We start from the raw sequence: 17,236 nt of genomic DNA, 5'->3' as shown, positions 1-17,236 counted from the left end.
AGTCAGTGCTCGTTTCCGAGATTGCCGCTCAACCGGTCGTGCCGCTCGATCGACGGCTTGTTCAGACCCACGATGTCGACGGTTTTGCCCTTGGCGGCGTACTTCGTGGTGATTGCGTCGAGCGTCGCCACCGTGGATGCGTCCCAGATGTGCGAGTCGGACATGTCGATGACGATGTTCTTCGGATCACCGATGTAGTCGAACTGGTAGACGAGGTCGTTGCTGGAGGCGAAGAACAGCTCACCGCGGACCCCGTAGACGCGTGTGTCCTCGTCGGGATGCGCGATGTCCACCACCTCGGTGAAGTGCGCGACCCGGCGAGCGAACAGCACCATCGCGGTGATGACGCCGACGACGACGCCGTACGCCAGGTTGTGCGTGGTAACCGTCACCACCACCGTTGCCACCATGACGAGGGTCTCGCTCCTCGGCATCCGCTTGAGCGTCTTCGGGTGGATACTGTGCCAATCCAGTGTGCCGACGGACACCATGATCATCACCGCGACGAGTGCGGCCATCGGGATCAGCGCCACGATATCGCCCAGTCCGACCACCAGCACCAGCAGAAAAACACCTGCCAGGAACGTCGAGATGCGCGTGCGGGCGCCCGAGACCTTGACGTTGATCATCGTCTGGCCGATCATCGCGCAACCGCCCATGCCGCCGGTGAAACCGGTGACCAGGTTGGCCACGCCCTGGCCCCAGCCCTCGCGGGTCTTGTTCGAGTGGGTGTCGGTGATGTCGTCGACGAGTTTCGCCGTCATCAGCGACTCCAGCAGCCCGACGAGCGCGATGGCCAGCGAGAACGGCGCGATGATCGACAGTGTGTCGAGCGTGAACGGTACGTCGGGGATGAGGAACGACGGCAGCGAGGACGGCAGATCGCCCTCGTCGCCGACATCGGGAACGGCAAGCGCGAACACGACGGTGATGACGGTGAGCAGCACGATCGCGACAAGCGGGGCGGGAACGATCGTCGTCAGCTTCGGCAGGAAGAACATGATGACCAGGCCCGCCGCGACCATCGGGTAGACCAGCCAAGGGACGCCGATCAGGTACGGCAACTGCGAGGTGAAGATCAGGATCGCCAACGCGTTGACGAACCCGACCATCACGCTGCGCGGAATGAACCGCATCAGCTTCGCGACACCCAACACCGACAGGACGATCTGCAGGACGCCGCCGAGGATGACCGCTGCGATCAGGTAATCGAGGCCGTATTCCATCGACAGCGGAGCCACAACCAGGGCGATCGCACCCGTCGCGGCGGAGATCATCGCCGGGCGTCCACCGACGATGGAAATGGTCACCGCCATCGTGAACGACGCGAACAGGCCCACTCGCGGGTCGACCCCGGCGATGATGGAGAAGGAAATCGCCTCGGGGATCAACGCCAGCGCGACGACGATACCGGCCAGGATCTCGGTCTTCAGGCGTCGCGGCGACCGCAACGCACCCAGAACCGACGTGTCTTCGACAGCGGTGACCGGCGCCTGCGCGGATGTGGACATGGCGAACTCCATTTCAGAACTACACGGGCTGTGAACGGCACCTCGTCCGCTACGCGAAAGAAACCTACTCTTACCGGAGGGAAGGTTGCGAATCGACAGCGGTGATCCAAGTGAAATCTTCGACAACTCCGCGGTCGACATGAGCGGTGACACCGCCTCGCACTCCCGTGGAAGGATTTCTGGCGACGACGAATCGCGCCGCAGCCGATCTACCTGCTCCACGAGATCATTCTCGGAACGACGAGCGGCATGACTTCTCATCTTGCGTAGGGTGGCCGTATCACCATTGACACACAGGGAGTTTCGATGAGCGTGCTCGACCGTTTCCAGATCGACGGCAAAGTAGTGATCGTGACCGGCGCATCGTCCGGGCTCGGCGTCGCATTCGCGACAGGATTCGCCGAAGCCGGTGCACGAGTAGTACTCGCGGCGCGTCGAGCCGACAAACTCGACCGGACGGCCAAGCTCGTCGAATCCGTCGGCGGCACCGCTCTTCCTGTGGTGACCGACATATCCGACCCCGACCAGGTCGGTGCACTCGTCGACGCCGCCATGGCCGAGTTCGGTCAGGTCGACGTGCTGATCAACAACGCCGGCGTCGGCACCGCAGTCCCGGCGACCCGCGAGACGCCGGAGCAGTTCCGGTCGGTGATCGATATCAATCTGAACGGCTCGTACTGGGCGGCGCAGGCCTGTGGTCGAGTGATGGCACCGGGCAGCTCCATCATCAACATTTCCAGCATCCTCGGCATCACCACCGCAGGACTGCCGCAGGCAGCGTATTCGGCCAGCAAGGCTGCGATCGCCGGCCTCACCCGCGACCTCGCGCAGCAATGGGGAAGCCGAAAAGGCATCCGCGTCAACGCTATTGCCCCAGGCTTCTTCGAGACGGAAATGACGGAGTCCTACCCCGACGGCTACCTGGAGTCCATGTCGCCGCGCCTCGTCCTCGGCCGCACCGGTGATCCCGAGGAGCTCGCCGCGACCGCCATCTGGCTCGCATCACCGGCGGCGGGATACGTCACCGGGCAGACCGTCGTCGTCGACGGTGGGTTCAGCATCACCTGAGCAGTATTCCTCCGAAATACGGTGGCGCCGAGATCGGTATGCGTGCAACATTGCCCGCATGCCGAGTTCGCTGATCGAAGTTCGCTGCACACACGACCGGGCCACCGAAACGGCCATCATCGACGCCGTGCACGAGGCGCTCGTGACAGCCTTCGCAATCCCGGAGACCGACAAGCATATTCGGCTTCTCGTGCACGATCCGGCCAGATTCGCGGTGCCACCGACGCTCGCGTTTCCGCAGCTGTACACCCTTGTGACCATCGACTGCTACGCCGGGCGATCCGTGGATGCCAAGCGTCGTCTCTATACCGAGATCGTCCGGCGGCTCGGCGAACTCGGCATTCCGGCCGACCATGTCACCATCGTTGTCCGCGGTCACACCACTGACAACTGGGGCATCCGCGGCGGGCAGGCCGCGTGCGACGTCGACCTCGGCTTCACCGTGGAGGTGTGATCGGTCCAGGCTCGGCTGATCGGACCAGCCGAAGTCCCTGCCGGCCCAGCGCGAAGCCGACCGCGGCGCCCAACCCTGCACCGAGGAACGGCAGCAGCCCGAGCCTGAACTCGAATGGCGAGTCGAGGGAGTCCTGCCTCGAGGTAATCATGTCCACTCCTGGCAGCGGCTCGTAGACGCCGTTGTACTCGACCTCGGGAGCGAAGAAGACCTGTTCGATGAGGTACCACGCCAGCGGCATCAGACCCACCGCCAGTCCAACGGCCATCAATACAAGCACAAGTGAACGCACCGGTGCAGGATAGGTCAGCGAAGCGCAGGTATCGCTGTTGCGGGCCCCCGCCCCCGCCCCCGCCGCCGCTGCAGAGCTGAGAGTCCGGGTTGTCGGCCCGATGAGTTCTGGGACCGACGGTGGTCAGTACTTCCATGATCATTGTTTCCGGATATCTGAAAGTGAATCCGACCGATCGGGAAAGCTACCTGAGCGGGTGCGAGGACGTGATTCGGCTCGCGAGGGTGTCCGTCGGATGCCTCGACTTCGCAATCGGAGCCGACCTGCTCGACCCGGCGCGGATCAACGTCTACGAACGCTGGAGCTCCGAGGATGCGCTGCAGTCGTTCCGCGGGTCCGGACCCGACTCCGATCAGCAGGCCGCGATCCTCGATGCCCGGGTCGAGGAATTCGACGCCTCGGCGCGACGGTGAGCACGGCCCCCGATCAGCAGGTGTAGCTACGCTCGAGTCATGGCCGCAACACCGAAACTTCCCGTCACCGCTATCGGCAACCTCGAGAACACTTTCGCCGACGAGGTAGCTGGACTGACGGTGCCGTGGCAGGGCGCACATGCACCCGACCCGACACTGCTCGTGCTGAACGAGTCACTCGCGGCGGAGCTGCAACTCGATATCGATGAACTGCGCGCCGACGATGGGGTCGGCGTCCTGTCCGGGTCGACGCCGCCGGTCGGGGCGAGCCCGGTCGCGATGGCGTATTCCGGTCACCAGTTCGGCGGATATGTGCCGATGCTGGGCGACGGACGCGCGCTGCTGCTCGGCGAGATGCACAATCGGGATGGTCAACGCGTCGACTTGCATCTCAAGGGTTCCGGCCGTACCCCGTTCTCGCGGGGCGGGGACGGTCTTGCGGTGGTCGGGCCGATGCTGCGGGAGTATCTGGTGAGCGAGGCGATGTACGCCCTGGGAATCCCCACCACGCGCGCGCTATCGGTGGTCGCGACAGGTCGGGATGTACGACGCGAAGGTCCCGAGCCTGGTGCCGTCCTGGCTCGCGTCGCGTCGAGTCACCTCCGGGTGGGCACGTTCGAGTACGCGGTCCGGCAGGGCGAGGCGCTGAAACCGCTGGCCGATTACGCGATCGCCCGTCACTACCCCGACGCTGCCGGCGACTACCTGGCGTTCTTCGAGGCCGTGGTCGACGCGCAGGCATCGTTGGTGGCGAAGTGGATGCTGGCAGGGTTTGTGCACGGGGTGATGAACACCGACAACACCACCATCTCCGGCGAGACCATCGACTACGGCCCGTGCGCGTTCCTCGATGCATTCGACCCCGGGGCGGTGTTCAGCTCGATCGACCACCGGGGCCGCTACGCGTACGGCAATCAGCCTGCGGTTCTGAAATGGAACCTGGCGCGGTTCGCTGAAACGCTCCTGACACTCGTCGCCGAGAAACCTGACGACGCGATCGGTGCGGTCTCCGCCGTCCTCGACACGTTCGTCGAGCGGTACGACGCCTATTTCGCCGCCGGGATAGCCGCCAAGCTCGGGTCGCCAGGCAGACCGCTCGACCGAACACTTGTCGACGAACTGCTCACGATCATGAAGGAGGAGGGTGCCGACTGGACCGGTACCTTCCGAGCGCTCGCCGAGGTGCTGCGTGGCGAGTCAGCGGACCTCGGCGTGATTATTCCTGCCGGCCGAATCGATCCGTGGTTGCAGCGCTGGCGCGGATCGCTCGAGGGTGATGTTCGGCAGATCGCCGACGAGATGGACCGCGTCAACCCGCTGTACATCCCGCGCAACCATCGGGTCGACGCCGCGCTGCGGTCCGCCACCGATGGTGATCTCGAGCCATTCCGAGAACTGCTGGAGGTTGTCACTCACCCGTTCGACCGCCGGGACGAGTGGGCCGAGTACGCCCAGCCCGCACCCCGCGTCTTCAGCGAGGGGTTCCAGACCTTCTGTGGGACGTAAGACTACACATGTAGTCGGCTTTCGACTACGTTTGTAGTTATGAGCGAGCGAGTGCACGTCCTGGCGGATGCGGCGATCCGAGTAATCGCGGAATCCGGGCTGCGAGGACTTACCTACAGGGCGGTCGACGACGAGGCGGGACTGCCGCCGGGATCGACGTCGAATCGGTTCCGTACCCGCGACCAATTGGTGGCGGGTGTGGTCGAACGAATGGCCGACATCGAACTGGCCGATCTGGCTGAGCACGCAGAAGATGCTTTCGGCAAGTGGTCGTCGGACGGTCTTTCGCAGACACTGACTCGCTTCGAGTTGATGATCGAGTCCGTGCGCTCCCCGGCAATCGCAGAGGCGCTGCACGAGCAGCGGGGCCGGTTTGCGGATGTTGCCGACGCATCGGGCGCCGTCCACGGTTACTCAGGACGCGAGTTGGTCGCCCTGTTGGCAGGACTGCAATTCGCGGAGATCACCACCGGCGAGAAAATCCTCGAGAAGACACTCCGCCTGCTGCTTTCGGCGGATGGACGCGATGGTGAAGTGTCGAACAATGGGTGAATCGAGCTTCGGAATCTCCCGTCGGCCAGCGCTGGCGGCGTTTCTGGTCTTTGCAGCTACAATCGTTGTGCCGTATGCGCTTTCGGTACTCATTCCTGTGGTTGTAGTGCTCTACTACGGCAATCGCGTTGTCAGGCGCGTCATGCACCGGACGTGAGACTCACCCGCGTGAGGCTGTTTGATCCAGCGTCTCGTCGAGGCGCGTCAAGGCTGTTCTCCATCCGCGTTCGAGAGCGTTCCGGGCCATCATCTGTTTGCGATCGTTCGTATCGAAACCGCTGTGCTTCAGGATGATTCGGGTACCGCAGCCCTGGGGATAGAGAGCCCAATCGAGTATCCACCGTGCCGGGTGCTTCGCACGCAGGTCGACCCAGCTGTAGGTGAGGCGTTGGTTGCGACCCGATTTCAGTACTTCGCAGGCGATCTCCCCGGTGGGCGCAGTGGGGACGGCGAAGACGAACCCGGTTCCGACTGCGGCGTCGAACCCGACTGGCTTCATCAACCATCGCTCCAGCATCGGCGGATCCGTGATCGCATGCCACACGACGCCCGGGGGTTGAGGTAGGAACTTGCCCACCTCGACGGAATCCGGGGCGGGATTATCGGTGCCGTAGCTCATCGAACGATCAATGCTTCGGCCGAACGTGTGCAGTCCTCACCAGTGACCCTTCCCGCTGTGGCGGACGCGGTCCGCCTCGTGTGCGCGTGAGCTTACGCCAGTGTTGAGGCCATGGTCTGGTGTTCCGAATGAGAACGGCGACAACAACACCCCCCGACGGCACCCGCGACGTCGGAGAGTGCTTCTGCCACGGATGGGTGGGCGCCGAGCCAGTAGCCGAGGGCGATTTGGTGGGCGGCGTTGCCTTCGGGGATGCGGACGGCGTTGCTGTACCAGCGTTTGATGGAGGAGTGTCCGAGTTTGTGGGCGAGTCCTCGGCGTTCGGCTTCGGCGAGCAGGGCGAGTCGGGATGCGGCCAAGCTGGTTTCGGTGGTGTGGATGCGCGCGAGTGCGGTCACGATGTCCTGGTCGGACAGCGTGTGTGCTGTGGTGAAGCCCCCAACTTCTTCCATGCCGGGGAAGGTACAACCCACCACCGACAAGAACGCGGGTCGTTCTATGCGGTTCGCTCTGCGTTGTATTCGAGGACGGCGTCGATCCAGAACTGGAACTGCTCGTCGTCGGCGAGGGTCTCGTCGTCGACTGTGATCCAGCCTTCGCCCATAGCCCGCCCCTTGCCCATTTCCGCACGGTTGGTCCCGGGTCGTTCGAGGTATTCGGCGTCGCGGTCGCGCGATACGCGGACAAGCAGCGCCCCGCCGCCGATCTTGACTGACGCCACCATCTGATCGTTGACCATGAACGCGAGGCCACCGAACATCTTGGTCTCGCGGACATCGTGGCCGGTGAGGGCGCGGCGCACACGTTCGGTGAGTTCGGAGTCGCGAGCCATTGGGTGAGTCCTTCCGGTTACGCCAGGAAAGGGTGGCGTGTGGGTGCTGGGCGTCGTTGCCGAACTATTTATGCTTCGCAACCGTCAACAACACGACGGAATCCTCGATGGCCTCGAGCGCATGCGTTGACTGCGGCACCACAATGAGAGCGCCGTCCCGGCCCTCCCATGCGTTGTCTGCCGCGGTCAGACGTACCCGTCCGTGGAGTACTTGCACCGTAGCCTCACCTGGGTTTTCGTGCTCGCTCAACGAGTGTCCCGCAAGAAGAGCAATCAGCGTTTGCCGCAGAATGTGCTCGTGGCCGCCGTAAACCGTGGCCGCAGATCGACCACTGGATGCTCGGCCCGCGCGCTCCAATTGTTCTCGGGCGAGGGCCTGCAGAGAATGCTTCTCCATATGTGCTCCTTCGATGCCACCGGTCGGCACACGAGTCAGGCTTTCACATGACTACGCGGGGTGTCGTCGGATTCGAAGAGCACGGAAGCCGACACCGACGATCAGCACTGCGATTCCGACAGCGATCGAGGTGACAGGCAATGTCGCAGCCAGCGTCAGGCAGCCAAGTGCCCCGAGCAGCTGAAATGCTCTCGGGTAGCGGCGTTGATCGGACGCCTGGGTGTACGCGCTGACGTTGGCGATCAGGTAATACAGCAGCACACCGAAGGACGAGAACCCGATGGCGTCGCGGAGATCGATGGTGACGATCAAGATGCTGACGACGACAGCGAGCGTGATCTCGGCGTGGTGTGGCACCGAGTATTTCGGGTGCACAGCGGTCAGGTACGACGGCAGATCCCCGTGCCGGGCCATCGCCAACGACGTGCGCCCGACGCCGGCGATCAGCGCCAGCAAGGCTCCCAGCGCGGCCACTCCGGCGCCGACGCGCACCACGGGCGTGGCCCAGGCCTGGCCGGCTGCGGTGACGACGTCGACGAGCGGGGCTGTGGACGTGGCGAGTCGGTCGGGCCCGAGAACGAGCAGAACCGTCACGGCCACGACGACGTAGACGCCCAGTGCGATGCCCAGCGCGGTGACGATGGCGCGCGGGATGGTCCGCTCGGGGTGGATGACTTCCTCGCCCATGGTCGCGATGCGCGCGTAACCGGCGAAGGCGAAGAACAGCAGGCCTGCGGACTGCAAGATGGCGTACCAACCTGCGTCGGTGAGCATCGCTGGATCGATGCCGCCGGAGGCTCGCGGGCCGGTGAGGGCGAGGACGACTGTGCCGGCCAGAATCACCAGCACGATGGTGACAAGGATTCTTGTGAGCCCGGCGGTGCGAGTGACGCCGAAGTAGTTCACGGCGGTCAACGCGATGATCGCTGCCACTGCAACGGGCTTGGTGTAGCCGTCGGGTGCCGTGTAGGTCGCGAAGGTCAATGCCATGGCCGCGCAGCTCGCGGTCTTGCCGATCACGAAGCTCCACCCGGCGAGAAAGCCTGGCCACTGCCCGAGCTGTTCACGTCCGTAGATGTAGGTCCCGCCCGAGGTCGGGTACCGGGCGGCGAGTTGGGCGCTCGAGGTTGCGTTGCAGAACGCGACGATTGCGGCGATGGCCAGTCCGATGAGCAAACCCGCACCGGCCGCGGCGGATGCGGGAGCGAAGACAGCGAAGACACCGGCCCCGACCATCGATCCGACCCCGATGACGACAGCGTCACCCAGCCCGAGCCGGCGGGCGAGGGGGGCGCTGGATTTCATTCCGACGTTCGCGACAGAGTTTGGTACAGATGCTCGTTCAGTGCCCGCTCTTGCACTCGGTCCAATGCCCGCGCCAGTTCGGCCTGCGAGGACTCCAGTGCGAGCCGTCGCATCTTCTCGAACATCTGGATCGTGTCGGCGATTTCGTCGTTCTGTGGCATCCAACCCGGTCCATGCTGCGCGATGAGGTGTTGGGCCACGGCCTCGATCATCGATTCGGCGATCGTGTTCATCGACGTAGCCGTGGTTTCGTGAAGATCGAGCAGTTGCTCGAGGGTGAAACCGTACTCGTTCATGTCGATGAACGACTCGAGAAGTACGGGGTCGAGAATCTCGCACTGGTCGCCCTCGATTCGGACGAGTCCGGACGCGACCAGTCGATCGACGATTTCGGTGCTGCGGATGCCCAGGAATTCTTCGACCGTGTCGAGGGGGATCGATTTGACGTCGTTGGACGACCACTTGCGGGTCACGATTTCTTGAAGACCGAGTATTTCGCCCATGTCCTTGCCCTGTTCCCAGCCAGCGAGGAAATCGGCGATATGAGTGGAGGTGAACCCGCGCTGCAGAAGCGAATCGATGACCTTCAGGCGCGTCAGATGTTCGTCGCCGTAAATGCCTACCCGGCCTCGCAGCGTCGGTGGTGGTAGCAACCCGCGCTCCTGGTATGCGCGAACGTTGCGCGACGTGGTCGAGGCCTCACGCGCCAAGTCGTCTATCCGGTACTCCAACGGTCCCCTCGTCTCTTCCGCGCGTCACCCATCACAGGATAGACGTGATCGGGTCGACGAACGCGTCCCGGGACTACGTTTTCCGACGCTCTCGAACTGCTTCATCGCGGTGCTCGGGTTGTTGTGCGGCGAATGTCGCTGCCCGCCTCAGCGCCTGTGTGGCTTCAGGAACGAGTCGGGGGAGGGCTTGGAAGACGTGCATCTGATCCGGCCAGATCTCCAACGTGCTGCTACCGCCGGACTGCCGAATCATGTTGTGCAGGTATCGAGCGTCTGCGACGAGCATTTCGGCGCCTCCGACCTGTATCAGCGTTGGTGGCAGCCTGTCGATGCGAGGAAGTTGCAGCCGCAGTCGCGGTAAATCTGCCGGGTGGTCGCCGGTGTACATCTCGACCATCTTCCGCGCCGCCGCCGCGGAGATCATCGGATCCTTTCTGCCGCGCTCCTGCGCGGATGCCAGCTCGAAGCGGAGATCGATGAGGGGTGAGAACAGAACCATCGCTCCCGGTTGTGGCATTCGAGATCGATCGTTCTCGATGAGCAGGTCGACGGCGAGATGGCCGCCCGCGGAATCGCCGGCCACGACGATGTCCTCGGCTGCGTGACCTGCGGCGAGGAGCCAGCGGTAGGCCGATTCGATGTCGTCGGCAGCGGCGGGAAACGCGTATTCAGGGGCGAGCCGGTAGTCGACGGTGAACACTGCGAGTCCCGTGGCCTTCGACAGTGATGATGCGAGACCGCGGTGTGTGCGCGCCGAGCAGATGACGTACGCGCTCCCGTGAAGGTAGAGAATCACTCGTCCGCTGCGTTCGACCCCGGGTGCACACACCCACTCGCCGCGAACCGGGCCCTTGTCGACCCGGGTGGTCGTTGTCCCCTCGACGACGGGACCGAGCAGGCCCATCGAGGTGGCGACGAGGCGTCGGGAGAACCAGAGGCCCGCGCGATTGACGGGAAGCACGTCGGTGACTGGGCGTAGCGCGACCCGAGTCAGGCCCGCTGCAACCCGTGCGCGGGCTGATGAACACCGCGGGACCTGCGGGATTGCAGTGCTGGAAGTAGTCGGTATCACAAAATGACAGTTACGTATCTATGTGCCATTTGTCAATGGTCTATTCATCAGTGGTTAAGTATGCAAGGGTGATGGACGCCTCATCGGATCAGAAAGGGGTCGCATGAAGCCATTCCGCCGTACCTCGCGATCGGACTCCGCATCGGCGGACACGACGCCACTCGGTGCAACCGGAGGGTCCCAGCGCCTCGCACTCGAAATCAAGCATGTCAGGCGTGAGACCACCGACTCACTGTCACTGAGTTTCGAGGTCGCATCCGACTTCGCCTACGCGCCCGGACAGTTCTTGACGCTGCAGATCCCATGTTCCCCTGACGAATCCGTGGCACGCTGCTACTCGTTCTCCAGCTCGCCCGGTTGTGACCCAATGCCCACGGTGACCGTCAAACGCATTGCGGGAGGACGTGGTTCACAGTGGCTGCATGACAACGCGGTACCCGGAATGCGCATCAACGCCCTGCGGCCCGCCGGCGTTTTCGGCCCGAGGAGTTGGCACACCGACCTGGTTCTCGTGGCAGCGGGAAGCGGCATCACACCGATGATGTCGATCATCAAAACCGCTCTTGCTCAGCACCATCAACACCTCACGCTCGTCTACGCGAACAAGTCGCGAGAGTCGATCATCTTCGCCGACCGACTCGCCGAGCTTGGCGAGCAGTACCCGGACCGCTTCGATGTGCACCACTGGATCGAATCGGAGGCGGGCCTACCCAGCCGCGCCGGTTTGGCGTCGTTGCCACTGCGGATCGACTCCGCCAGCGAGGGGCTGCTGTGTGGCCCGGAGCCGTTCATGAACGTCGCCGAGGACTGGCTTCGCGGTTTCGGTGACCGCGTGACGCATCTGCATCGAGAGGTGTTCGCCTCGTTCTCGGCAAATCCCTTCGACGACCCCGGGCCGGTACCCGCAAGCACCGCCACATCCGGCGAGGTCACCTCGGGAACAGTCGAACTGGACGGCGTCACCACCGATTTCGACTGGCCGAAGGACACCAAACTCCTCGACCGACTCCTCGAACTCGGCCTCGATCCGCCCTACGTCTGCCGGGAAGGTACCTGCGGCGGATGCGCGTGCACGGTCACCGAGGGCGCAGTGACCATGGCTGCCAACGAGACATTGGACGATTACGAGATCGACCAGGGCGTCCGGCTCGCCTGTCAGTCCACTCCCGACACCGGCGCGGTCCATGTGGTCTTCGACCGCTGATCGAGAAGTTGCCCCGGCTGGTGGTGCTCAGTAAGCCACATCACGGTTTCGAAACGTACGTTTGAACCGATTCTGTAGGACCTATACACAGCTGCACGAACTACTGCTCCACCTCAGTGCCCACGAGAGAAAGAAGGAAGTCCGATGGCAGATTACGTCGAGAAGGCAAAGCACATGGCAGCAGAAACCGCGGGCACCGCGAAGGAGAAGGTCGGCGAAGCCACTGGCAACGATGACCTGCGCAGTGACGGTGCCACCGACCAGGTCGAAGCCAATGCCCATCAGGCCGCGGACGCCGTTTCCGATGGTGCTGAAAAGCTCGGCGAGCAGGCCTCCGAGGTCGCGCAGGACGTCTCCGAGCAAGCCGAGAAGGCCGCGGAGAAGGTAGCCGATGCCGCCACCAGGACCGCATCCAACGCCGTCGACTCGGCAGCAGACATCGCTGACACCGCAGCGACGAAGGCTCGTGAAGTCGACACAGAATCCCTCGTCGAAGTTACGAAAGACAACCGCACCCCGCTGATCGCCGTCGCGACCGCAGCCGCCGCCCTGGTGCTGTTCTACGCATGCCGCAATCGTCGCCGCAAGGCCGCTCAGACGCGCACACCGTCGAAGCGCGCCGTACGTAAGGTCGCCCGCGCCGCGAAGAAGCTTCGCTGACCTACGCGGACTTCAGCGCGTGATCCCCAGCGGGAGGGCAGGGCGAACCAGGCCGCGATAAGCGGGCGCTGGTTCGCCCTCGTGTGGGAAATGCTGCACAGCGATGCGGGCCCACCGCACCCTTGGTAGGGGAGTAATCATGAGCCAACCCATAGCCCAGGGACTGGCGATGAAGACCAGGAACCCATTCGCTGTATGTCGGGAACTGTCATTCCGCTTGCCGTGTGACTTCGGCAGGTCGCGGTTCGGTCGTTTGCCGATCGTTGTGCCGGGTAACGCTGACATGCACCTGGACGCGATAACGGAAGGATCGAACCATGCCGACGCAGAGCAGTTCATCTGGTTCCGATGATCAACCGCAGTTGAAAGACCAAGACCTCTACGAAAAGTTGCGCGACGAGGGCAACTCCAAAGAGAAGGCAGCCCGCATCTCGAACGCCGCCGCCAACCAAGGCCGCAGCGAGATCGGCAAGAAGGGCGGCGAGTCGCCGTCGTACGAGGAGTGGACCGTCGACGAACTGACCGATCGCGCCAAGGAGTTGGGCATCGAGGGGTACTCGAAGATGAAGAAGGACGAGCTGATCGGCACACTCCGCGAGCACTGACCTACTTCGCGGCCGCTTCTCGACTGAAGGGCATATCGAATTGAGTACCAACCAGGAAGCGCCCGCCTCGCAGGGGAATTCAGCAGACCGCATTCGCGTGGTACTGCGGCCGATGGGTACTCCACTCCCGCTGGGCTTCATTGGCCTCTTCTTCGGAACTGCAGCTTTCAGTGTGCTCCAACTCGACTGGGTCGCGGCCGATCAAGGCAAGATCATCACTGCTGCGGTGTTGGCGTTCGCCGTCCCCGTTCAGCTCGTTGCCTGCGTGTTCGGCTTCCTTGCCCGCGATCCCATCGCCGGCACCGGCATGGGCATACTGACCGGAACCTGGGGAATGATCGGGGTATCAACACTTCTCGGTGAACCTGGTGCAACCAGTTCGGGGCTCGGCATTCTTCTGATCCTGTCGGGGCTGGTCATCTTCATCCCCGCGGCCGCCGGAATGGCCAAGAAGCTCGCAGCGGCAGTGATGATTCTGAGCGGCACGCGCTACATCGTCACAGGGATCGCCGAAACCAGCGGCATCTCACAGTGGATGGCAATCGCAGGCTGGACCGGCATCGCTCTCGCTGCCCTCAGCTTCTACGCGGCCCTCGCCTTCGCGCTCGAGGACGCTCACCACCGACCAGTGATCCCCGTCTTCCGTGGCGACGGCGCGCCCGGCGGGGACCTCGACCACGAGACCGCGCAGCTCGAACGGGAAGCCGGTATTCGCAACCAGCTGTGAGTGCGGTTCGACGCGTCGACGGGTCCTATAGTCGCCATATGACACATTCCGCGCGCACCACCTTCGACCGAGGGGGCCAGCTTCATGGCGCGTGATTCGTTGGTGTCGGTGGTCTCCAACGACGTTCTGGAGCGCATCGTCTCCGGCGATCTCCCTCCGGGCACGATGCTCCCCTCGGAAACCGAGATCGGGAACCAGTTCGATGTTTCTCGGTTGACGGTGCGAGAAGCGTTGAAGCAGTTGGCGGCGATCAACGTCCTGACTGCTGTGCGGGGCAAAGGGACCTACGTGAACGAAGTGAGCGAGTGGACTTCGATCGACGCCGTGGTTCGGGCGGCCGCGGCCAATGGACATGCGCACGAGGTGTCGATTCAGATGCTGGAGATGAGGCGCATCATCGAGGTCGGGGCCGCTGAGCTTGCCGGATCACGCTGCACCGACGACGACGTCGACGCCTTGCGCGGGCACCTCGAACGGATGCGGACGACTCACGATGCGGGGGACCTCGACGGATTCGTCGAAGCCGATCTCGCATTTCACGACGTCATCCTGGCGGCGTCGGGAAACCTCTTGGTTCCTGCCGTATACGACCCGGTGCGCCGACTCTTGGCACAGACCCGACGCGAGACCTCGGCAGTGCCGGAGATTCAGAGCAACGCCATCGTCATGCACGAGAGGATCGTGGAGGCGATGTCGAACTCCGATCCCGAGCAGACACGGTCGGCGATGGCCGATCACATGCAACAGACCCTCGACGACCTGCGTGCCTTTGTGATTTCCGACCGCAAGGTGTGACGGTCGCCTGACTTGATTCTTGACATGATGCGCATCACATTGCAAGATGTCTGACATCTGATGTCTAACAATGCGGAGGCGGCATGCCCACACTCGATGAACTGATCGCGCACCACGCACCCGCGCGGGATGTGAGTGCGGCGACGGTCCGTGACGCGGCCAGCGCTGCGCCAGTGCTGGTGGTTCTCGACGACGACCCGACCGGCACCCAGTCGATTCATGACCTTCCTGTCCTCACGCGCTGGGACGAGGACGATCTGGAGTGGGCCTTGTCGCAGCGCGTACCCGCGCTCTATGTCCTCACCAACACGCGCAGTCTCGACCCCGACGCAGCCGAGCAGCGCAACCGTGAAGTCGCCCGCGCTGCACAGTCGGTTGCGAAGCGGCTCGGCGTCGAGATCTCCTTTGTCTCGCGAAGTGATTCCACCCTGAGGGGGCACTTCCCTCTCGAGACCGACACCCTCGTCGAGGAGGTCGAGGCGTTCGGTGGCCCCGACATCGACGGCGTCATCATCGCTCCCGCTTTTCCCGACGCGGGACGCGTCACGGTCGACGGCGTCCACTACTTCCTCGATCCCCATCTCGGCGGTCGCGCGGTGCCTGCCGCGGAGACCGAATTCGCTCGTGACGCGACATTCGGATATGCCTCCTCGGGTCTTGCTGCATGGGTGGAAGAGAAGACGGCAGGACGAAACTGCGCGGTCGATGTTATTCACCTCGACCTGCACACGATTCGAGGCAAAGGCGCGGCGGGCGTCGCCGCACTGCTCGGAGCAGCACGCGCCGCTGCCCCAGTGATCGTCGACATGGTGGTCGAGGAGGACCTGCGCGAGGTAGCGCTCGGGATTCACTTGGCTCAGAGCCGCGGCCAGCGCTTCGTCTACCGAGCCGGCCCGCCTTTCGTCCGAGGCCTGATCGGCCAAGAACCACGGCAACCGCTCACTGCGACCGAGGTCTTTCCGGATGGAAGTGATACTGACTCAGAAGGACTCGTGGTGGTCGGATCACATGTCGGGCTCACCACCCGCCAGCTCGACGACCTCGCTGCCAGCAATATCGAGCAAACCTCGGTGGTTCTCGACGTCCCCACGGTGATCGACCCACAGCGGCGCGAGGCGCATCTGGCGGAAGTGGTGGAGGCCGTCGGCAGTGCGTTGGCCGACCGGACGGTGGTACTCAGTACATCCCGAAAGCTGGTCAAGACCGGCGATGGCGCCGAGAGTCTCGATATCTCCCGTCAGGTTTCGGCTGCGCTCGTACATGTCGTTCGCACCGTCCTCGGAGTACGCGCGCCACGGTTCGTCATTGCGAAAGGAGGAATAACGTCCTCCGATCTCGCCGCGCACGGACTCGGCATGAGCCGAGCGATCGCAAAAGGGCCCATGCTCCCGGGGATCGTCTCCCTGTGGGAGCCGAAAGATGGCCCAGGGGAGGGTATTCCCTACATCGTCTTTGCCGGCAATGTCGGCGGCACAACATCGCTGACCGACGTTGTGCGCACTCTATCGAGGAAAGGTCACTCATGAACGACAGTCAGAGCCGAGCCCAGACCCGCGTTGCCGTCCTCGGACTCGGAGCCATGGGTTTACCGATGGCACGCCACCTCGCGACAGTGGCGCAGGTGCACGGCTTCGACCCGAACGGTGAACGTTCGAGCCTCGCCGACGAGTGCGGGATCACCACTCACACCAACGGCGCAGCTGCGGCCACGGATGCCGATGTAGTGCTACTGGCAGTCCGCAACGGCGCCCAGCTCGATGACGTTCTGTTCGGCACAGCAGGTATTGCATCGTCACTGCGAACTGGAGCCGTCGTCTTGATGACGAGCACCGTTGGTATCGAACCCGTCAAGGCTGCCGCAGCGCAGCTCGCTGACCTCGGCGTCGACCTCGTCGACGCACCCCTGTCCGGTGGTCCCGTTCGCGCGGGGTCGGGTGATCTGCTCGTCGTGGTCGGCGGAACTCCCGAGGCCAGGCGCCGCTGCCAGACGGTGCTCGATGCGCTGTCATCGACGCTCGTCGTGGTCGGCGACAACCCCGGCGACGGTCAGGCCATGAAGACGGTGAACCAGCTGCTGTGCGGCGTTCACATCGCGGCCGCGGCCGAGGCGCTGGCTCTCGCCGACTCGCTCGGGCTCGATCCGGCCCGCACTCTCGATGCGTTACAGAGCGGCGCTGCAGCATCATTCATGCTCGGTAACCGCGGACCGCGCATCCTCGAAGCCTACGAGGAGGGCGGTGCCGAGGTGTTGAGCCGCCTGGACATCTTCGTCAAGGACATGGGCATCGTCACTACCGCCGCGCGCGGTCTCGGCCTGGCCACGCCGGTCGCGAGCGCGGCGGAACAGCTGTACCTGACCGGGCAAGCGCACGGGCTCGGCGGCGAGGACGACTCCGCCGTGATCCGTGCCGTCGCGCCGAACAGACCTGCCAGGTAGCACTTTCGAAGTCCGCGGCACGGACAGTGCACCGGACCCCACCCAGCCGCACCGGT

The 17,236-nt window shown here is 63.9% G+C and carries 21 protein-coding genes; 12 read left to right on the top strand and 9 right to left on the bottom strand.

Annotation, left to right across the window (positions count from 1 at the left end; all coding sequences use genetic code 11):
* Positions 1-2 precede the first annotated feature (2 nt).
* On the bottom strand, positions 3-1,511 hold the full coding sequence (locus KVY23_RS13335; protein WP_230556882.1) for a SulP family inorganic anion transporter: 1,509 nt from the start codon (positions 1,509-1,511) through the stop codon (positions 3-5).
* Between the two features lie 306 nt (positions 1,512-1,817).
* On the opposite strand from KVY23_RS13335, the gene KVY23_RS13330 reads away from it, so the two are divergent.
* Together KVY23_RS13330 and KVY23_RS13325 are read left to right on the top strand one after the other, a co-directional pair.
* Entirely contained in the window at positions 1,818-2,579 is a 762-nt protein-coding gene (locus KVY23_RS13330) for an SDR family NAD(P)-dependent oxidoreductase (RefSeq protein WP_206511614.1), read from the top strand.
* 58 nt (positions 2,580-2,637) lie between these two features.
* A complete protein-coding gene (locus KVY23_RS13325) occupies positions 2,638-3,033 on the top strand; it encodes a tautomerase family protein (protein WP_230556880.1) in 396 nt (131 codons plus the stop codon).
* Here KVY23_RS13325 and KVY23_RS13320 read toward each other — a convergent pair.
* On the bottom strand, positions 3,017-3,325 hold the full coding sequence (locus tag KVY23_RS13320) for a hypothetical protein (protein WP_230556879.1): 309 nt from the start codon (positions 3,323-3,325) through the stop codon (positions 3,017-3,019). The genes KVY23_RS13325 and KVY23_RS13320 overlap by 17 nt on opposite strands.
* A 134-nt stretch (positions 3,326-3,459) precedes the next feature.
* Between KVY23_RS13320 and KVY23_RS13315 the strand changes: the two genes are divergently transcribed.
* From KVY23_RS13315 to KVY23_RS13305, 3 genes are read left to right on the top strand one after another with little or no spacing between them, the layout of a single operon-like run.
* Positions 3,460-3,738 carry a putative quinol monooxygenase gene (locus KVY23_RS13315; protein ID WP_230556877.1) on the top strand — a complete coding sequence of 93 codons (279 nt, stop codon included), beginning with the start codon at positions 3,460-3,462 and terminating at the stop codon, positions 3,736-3,738.
* Positions 3,739-3,777: 39 nt separating this feature from the next.
* Positions 3,778-5,244: a YdiU family protein gene (locus KVY23_RS13310; protein ID WP_230556875.1), complete on the top strand. Its 1,467-nt coding sequence runs from the start codon at positions 3,778-3,780 to the stop codon at positions 5,242-5,244.
* Between the two features lie 39 nt (positions 5,245-5,283).
* Positions 5,284-5,796, top strand: a complete 513-nt coding sequence (locus tag KVY23_RS13305; RefSeq protein WP_230556873.1) for a TetR/AcrR family transcriptional regulator — start codon at positions 5,284-5,286, stop codon at positions 5,794-5,796.
* 160 nt (positions 5,797-5,956) lie between these two features.
* On the opposite strand, the gene KVY23_RS13300 is transcribed toward KVY23_RS13305, so the two are convergent.
* From KVY23_RS13300 to KVY23_RS13270, 7 genes are all read right to left on the bottom strand, one after another.
* Positions 5,957-6,415, bottom strand: a complete 459-nt coding sequence (locus KVY23_RS13300; RefSeq protein WP_230556871.1) for an SRPBCC domain-containing protein — start codon at positions 6,413-6,415, stop codon at positions 5,957-5,959.
* A gap of 92 nt (positions 6,416-6,507) precedes the next feature.
* On the bottom strand, positions 6,508-6,867 hold the full coding sequence (locus KVY23_RS13295) for a hypothetical protein (RefSeq protein ID WP_230556869.1): 360 nt from the start codon (positions 6,865-6,867) through the stop codon (positions 6,508-6,510).
* 44 nt (positions 6,868-6,911) lie between these two features.
* Positions 6,912-7,247 (bottom strand): TfoX/Sxy family protein, encoded by a 336-nt coding sequence (locus tag KVY23_RS13290; protein ID WP_230556867.1) that lies wholly within the window; start codon positions 7,245-7,247, stop codon positions 6,912-6,914.
* A gap of 64 nt (positions 7,248-7,311) precedes the next feature.
* On the bottom strand, positions 7,312-7,644 hold the full coding sequence (locus KVY23_RS13285) for a cupin domain-containing protein (RefSeq protein WP_230556865.1): 333 nt from the start codon (positions 7,642-7,644) through the stop codon (positions 7,312-7,314).
* 51 nt (positions 7,645-7,695) lie between these two features.
* Positions 7,696-8,949, bottom strand: a complete 1,254-nt coding sequence (locus KVY23_RS13280; protein ID WP_230556864.1) for an APC family permease — start codon at positions 8,947-8,949, stop codon at positions 7,696-7,698.
* A complete protein-coding gene (locus tag KVY23_RS13275) occupies positions 8,946-9,680 on the bottom strand; it encodes a MerR family transcriptional regulator (protein WP_230556863.1) in 735 nt (244 codons plus the stop codon). The genes KVY23_RS13280 and KVY23_RS13275 overlap by 4 nt, the downstream gene beginning before the upstream one ends.
* Positions 9,681-9,753: 73 nt before the next feature.
* A complete protein-coding gene (locus KVY23_RS13270) occupies positions 9,754-10,641 on the bottom strand; it encodes an alpha/beta hydrolase (protein WP_230556861.1) in 888 nt (295 codons plus the stop codon).
* A gap of 214 nt (positions 10,642-10,855) precedes the next feature.
* On the opposite strand from KVY23_RS13270, the gene KVY23_RS13265 reads away from it, so the two are divergent.
* From KVY23_RS13265 to KVY23_RS13235, 7 genes are all read left to right on the top strand, one after another.
* Positions 10,856-11,956 carry a ferredoxin--NADP reductase gene (locus KVY23_RS13265; RefSeq protein WP_230556859.1) on the top strand — a complete coding sequence of 367 codons (1,101 nt, stop codon included), beginning with the start codon at positions 10,856-10,858 and terminating at the stop codon, positions 11,954-11,956.
* A gap of 144 nt (positions 11,957-12,100) precedes the next feature.
* Positions 12,101-12,616 carry a CsbD family protein gene (locus KVY23_RS13260; protein ID WP_230556858.1) on the top strand — a complete coding sequence of 172 codons (516 nt, stop codon included), beginning with the start codon at positions 12,101-12,103 and terminating at the stop codon, positions 12,614-12,616.
* Between the two features lie 317 nt (positions 12,617-12,933).
* A complete protein-coding gene (locus KVY23_RS13255; RefSeq protein WP_075838140.1) occupies positions 12,934-13,221 on the top strand; it encodes a Rho termination factor N-terminal domain-containing protein in 288 nt (95 codons plus the stop codon).
* A gap of 112 nt (positions 13,222-13,333) precedes the next feature.
* The gene (locus tag KVY23_RS13250) at positions 13,334-13,948 is read left to right on the top strand and encodes a hypothetical protein (RefSeq protein WP_230556857.1); all 615 of its coding nucleotides are present in this window, start codon (positions 13,334-13,336) and stop codon (positions 13,946-13,948) included.
* A gap of 84 nt (positions 13,949-14,032) precedes the next feature.
* Positions 14,033-14,743 (top strand): FadR/GntR family transcriptional regulator, encoded by a 711-nt coding sequence (locus KVY23_RS13245; RefSeq protein WP_230556856.1) that lies wholly within the window; start codon positions 14,033-14,035, stop codon positions 14,741-14,743.
* An 83-nt stretch (positions 14,744-14,826) separates the two neighbouring features.
* Positions 14,827-16,269 (top strand): four-carbon acid sugar kinase family protein, encoded by a 1,443-nt coding sequence (locus tag KVY23_RS13240; protein ID WP_230556855.1) that lies wholly within the window; start codon positions 14,827-14,829, stop codon positions 16,267-16,269.
* Positions 16,266-17,180 carry an NAD(P)-dependent oxidoreductase gene (locus KVY23_RS13235; RefSeq protein ID WP_230556854.1) on the top strand — a complete coding sequence of 305 codons (915 nt, stop codon included), beginning with the start codon at positions 16,266-16,268 and terminating at the stop codon, positions 17,178-17,180. Before KVY23_RS13240 ends, KVY23_RS13235 begins: the two co-directional genes overlap by 4 nt.
* The last annotated feature ends 56 nt before the right edge of the window (positions 17,181-17,236 follow it).

Source organism: Rhodococcus sp. I2R (genome assembly GCF_020889545.1).
GTDB lineage: Bacteria > Actinomycetota > Actinomycetes > Mycobacteriales > Mycobacteriaceae > Rhodococcoides.
This window is presented reverse-complemented; position numbering and strand designations above follow the sequence as displayed.

What these genes read in the sequence shown, in the direction of transcription:
- KVY23_RS13335 (WP_230556882.1), bottom strand. Translation starts at nt 1,511, where the DNA reads ATGTCCACATCCGCGCAGGCGCCGGTCACCGCTGTCGAAGACACGTCG.
- KVY23_RS13330 (WP_206511614.1), top strand. Translation starts at nt 1,818, where the DNA reads ATGAGCGTGCTCGACCGTTTCCAGATCGACGGCAAAGTAGTGATCGTG.
- KVY23_RS13325 (WP_230556880.1), top strand. Translation starts at nt 2,638, where the DNA reads ATGCCGAGTTCGCTGATCGAAGTTCGCTGCACACACGACCGGGCCACC.
- KVY23_RS13315 (WP_230556877.1), top strand. Translation starts at nt 3,460, where the DNA reads ATGATCATTGTTTCCGGATATCTGAAAGTGAATCCGACCGATCGGGAA.
- KVY23_RS13310 (WP_230556875.1), top strand. Translation starts at nt 3,778, where the DNA reads ATGGCCGCAACACCGAAACTTCCCGTCACCGCTATCGGCAACCTCGAG.
- KVY23_RS13305 (WP_230556873.1), top strand. Translation starts at nt 5,284, where the DNA reads ATGAGCGAGCGAGTGCACGTCCTGGCGGATGCGGCGATCCGAGTAATC.
- KVY23_RS13300 (WP_230556871.1), bottom strand. Translation starts at nt 6,415, where the DNA reads ATGAGCTACGGCACCGATAATCCCGCCCCGGATTCCGTCGAGGTGGGC.
- KVY23_RS13295 (WP_230556869.1), bottom strand. Translation starts at nt 6,867, where the DNA reads ATGGAAGAAGTTGGGGGCTTCACCACAGCACACACGCTGTCCGACCAG.
- KVY23_RS13290 (WP_230556867.1), bottom strand. Translation starts at nt 7,247, where the DNA reads ATGGCTCGCGACTCCGAACTCACCGAACGTGTGCGCCGCGCCCTCACC.
- KVY23_RS13285 (WP_230556865.1), bottom strand. Translation starts at nt 7,644, where the DNA reads ATGGAGAAGCATTCTCTGCAGGCCCTCGCCCGAGAACAATTGGAGCGC.
- KVY23_RS13280 (WP_230556864.1), bottom strand. Translation starts at nt 8,949, where the DNA reads ATGAAATCCAGCGCCCCCCTCGCCCGCCGGCTCGGGCTGGGTGACGCT.
- KVY23_RS13265 (WP_230556859.1), top strand. Translation starts at nt 10,856, where the DNA reads ATGAAGCCATTCCGCCGTACCTCGCGATCGGACTCCGCATCGGCGGAC.
- KVY23_RS13260 (WP_230556858.1), top strand. Translation starts at nt 12,101, where the DNA reads ATGGCAGATTACGTCGAGAAGGCAAAGCACATGGCAGCAGAAACCGCG.
- KVY23_RS13255 (WP_075838140.1), top strand. Translation starts at nt 12,934, where the DNA reads ATGCCGACGCAGAGCAGTTCATCTGGTTCCGATGATCAACCGCAGTTG.
- KVY23_RS13250 (WP_230556857.1), top strand. Translation starts at nt 13,334, where the DNA reads ATGGGTACTCCACTCCCGCTGGGCTTCATTGGCCTCTTCTTCGGAACT.
- KVY23_RS13245 (WP_230556856.1), top strand. Translation starts at nt 14,033, where the DNA reads ATGGCGCGTGATTCGTTGGTGTCGGTGGTCTCCAACGACGTTCTGGAG.
- KVY23_RS13240 (WP_230556855.1), top strand. Translation starts at nt 14,827, where the DNA reads ATGCCCACACTCGATGAACTGATCGCGCACCACGCACCCGCGCGGGAT.
- KVY23_RS13235 (WP_230556854.1), top strand. Translation starts at nt 16,266, where the DNA reads ATGAACGACAGTCAGAGCCGAGCCCAGACCCGCGTTGCCGTCCTCGGA.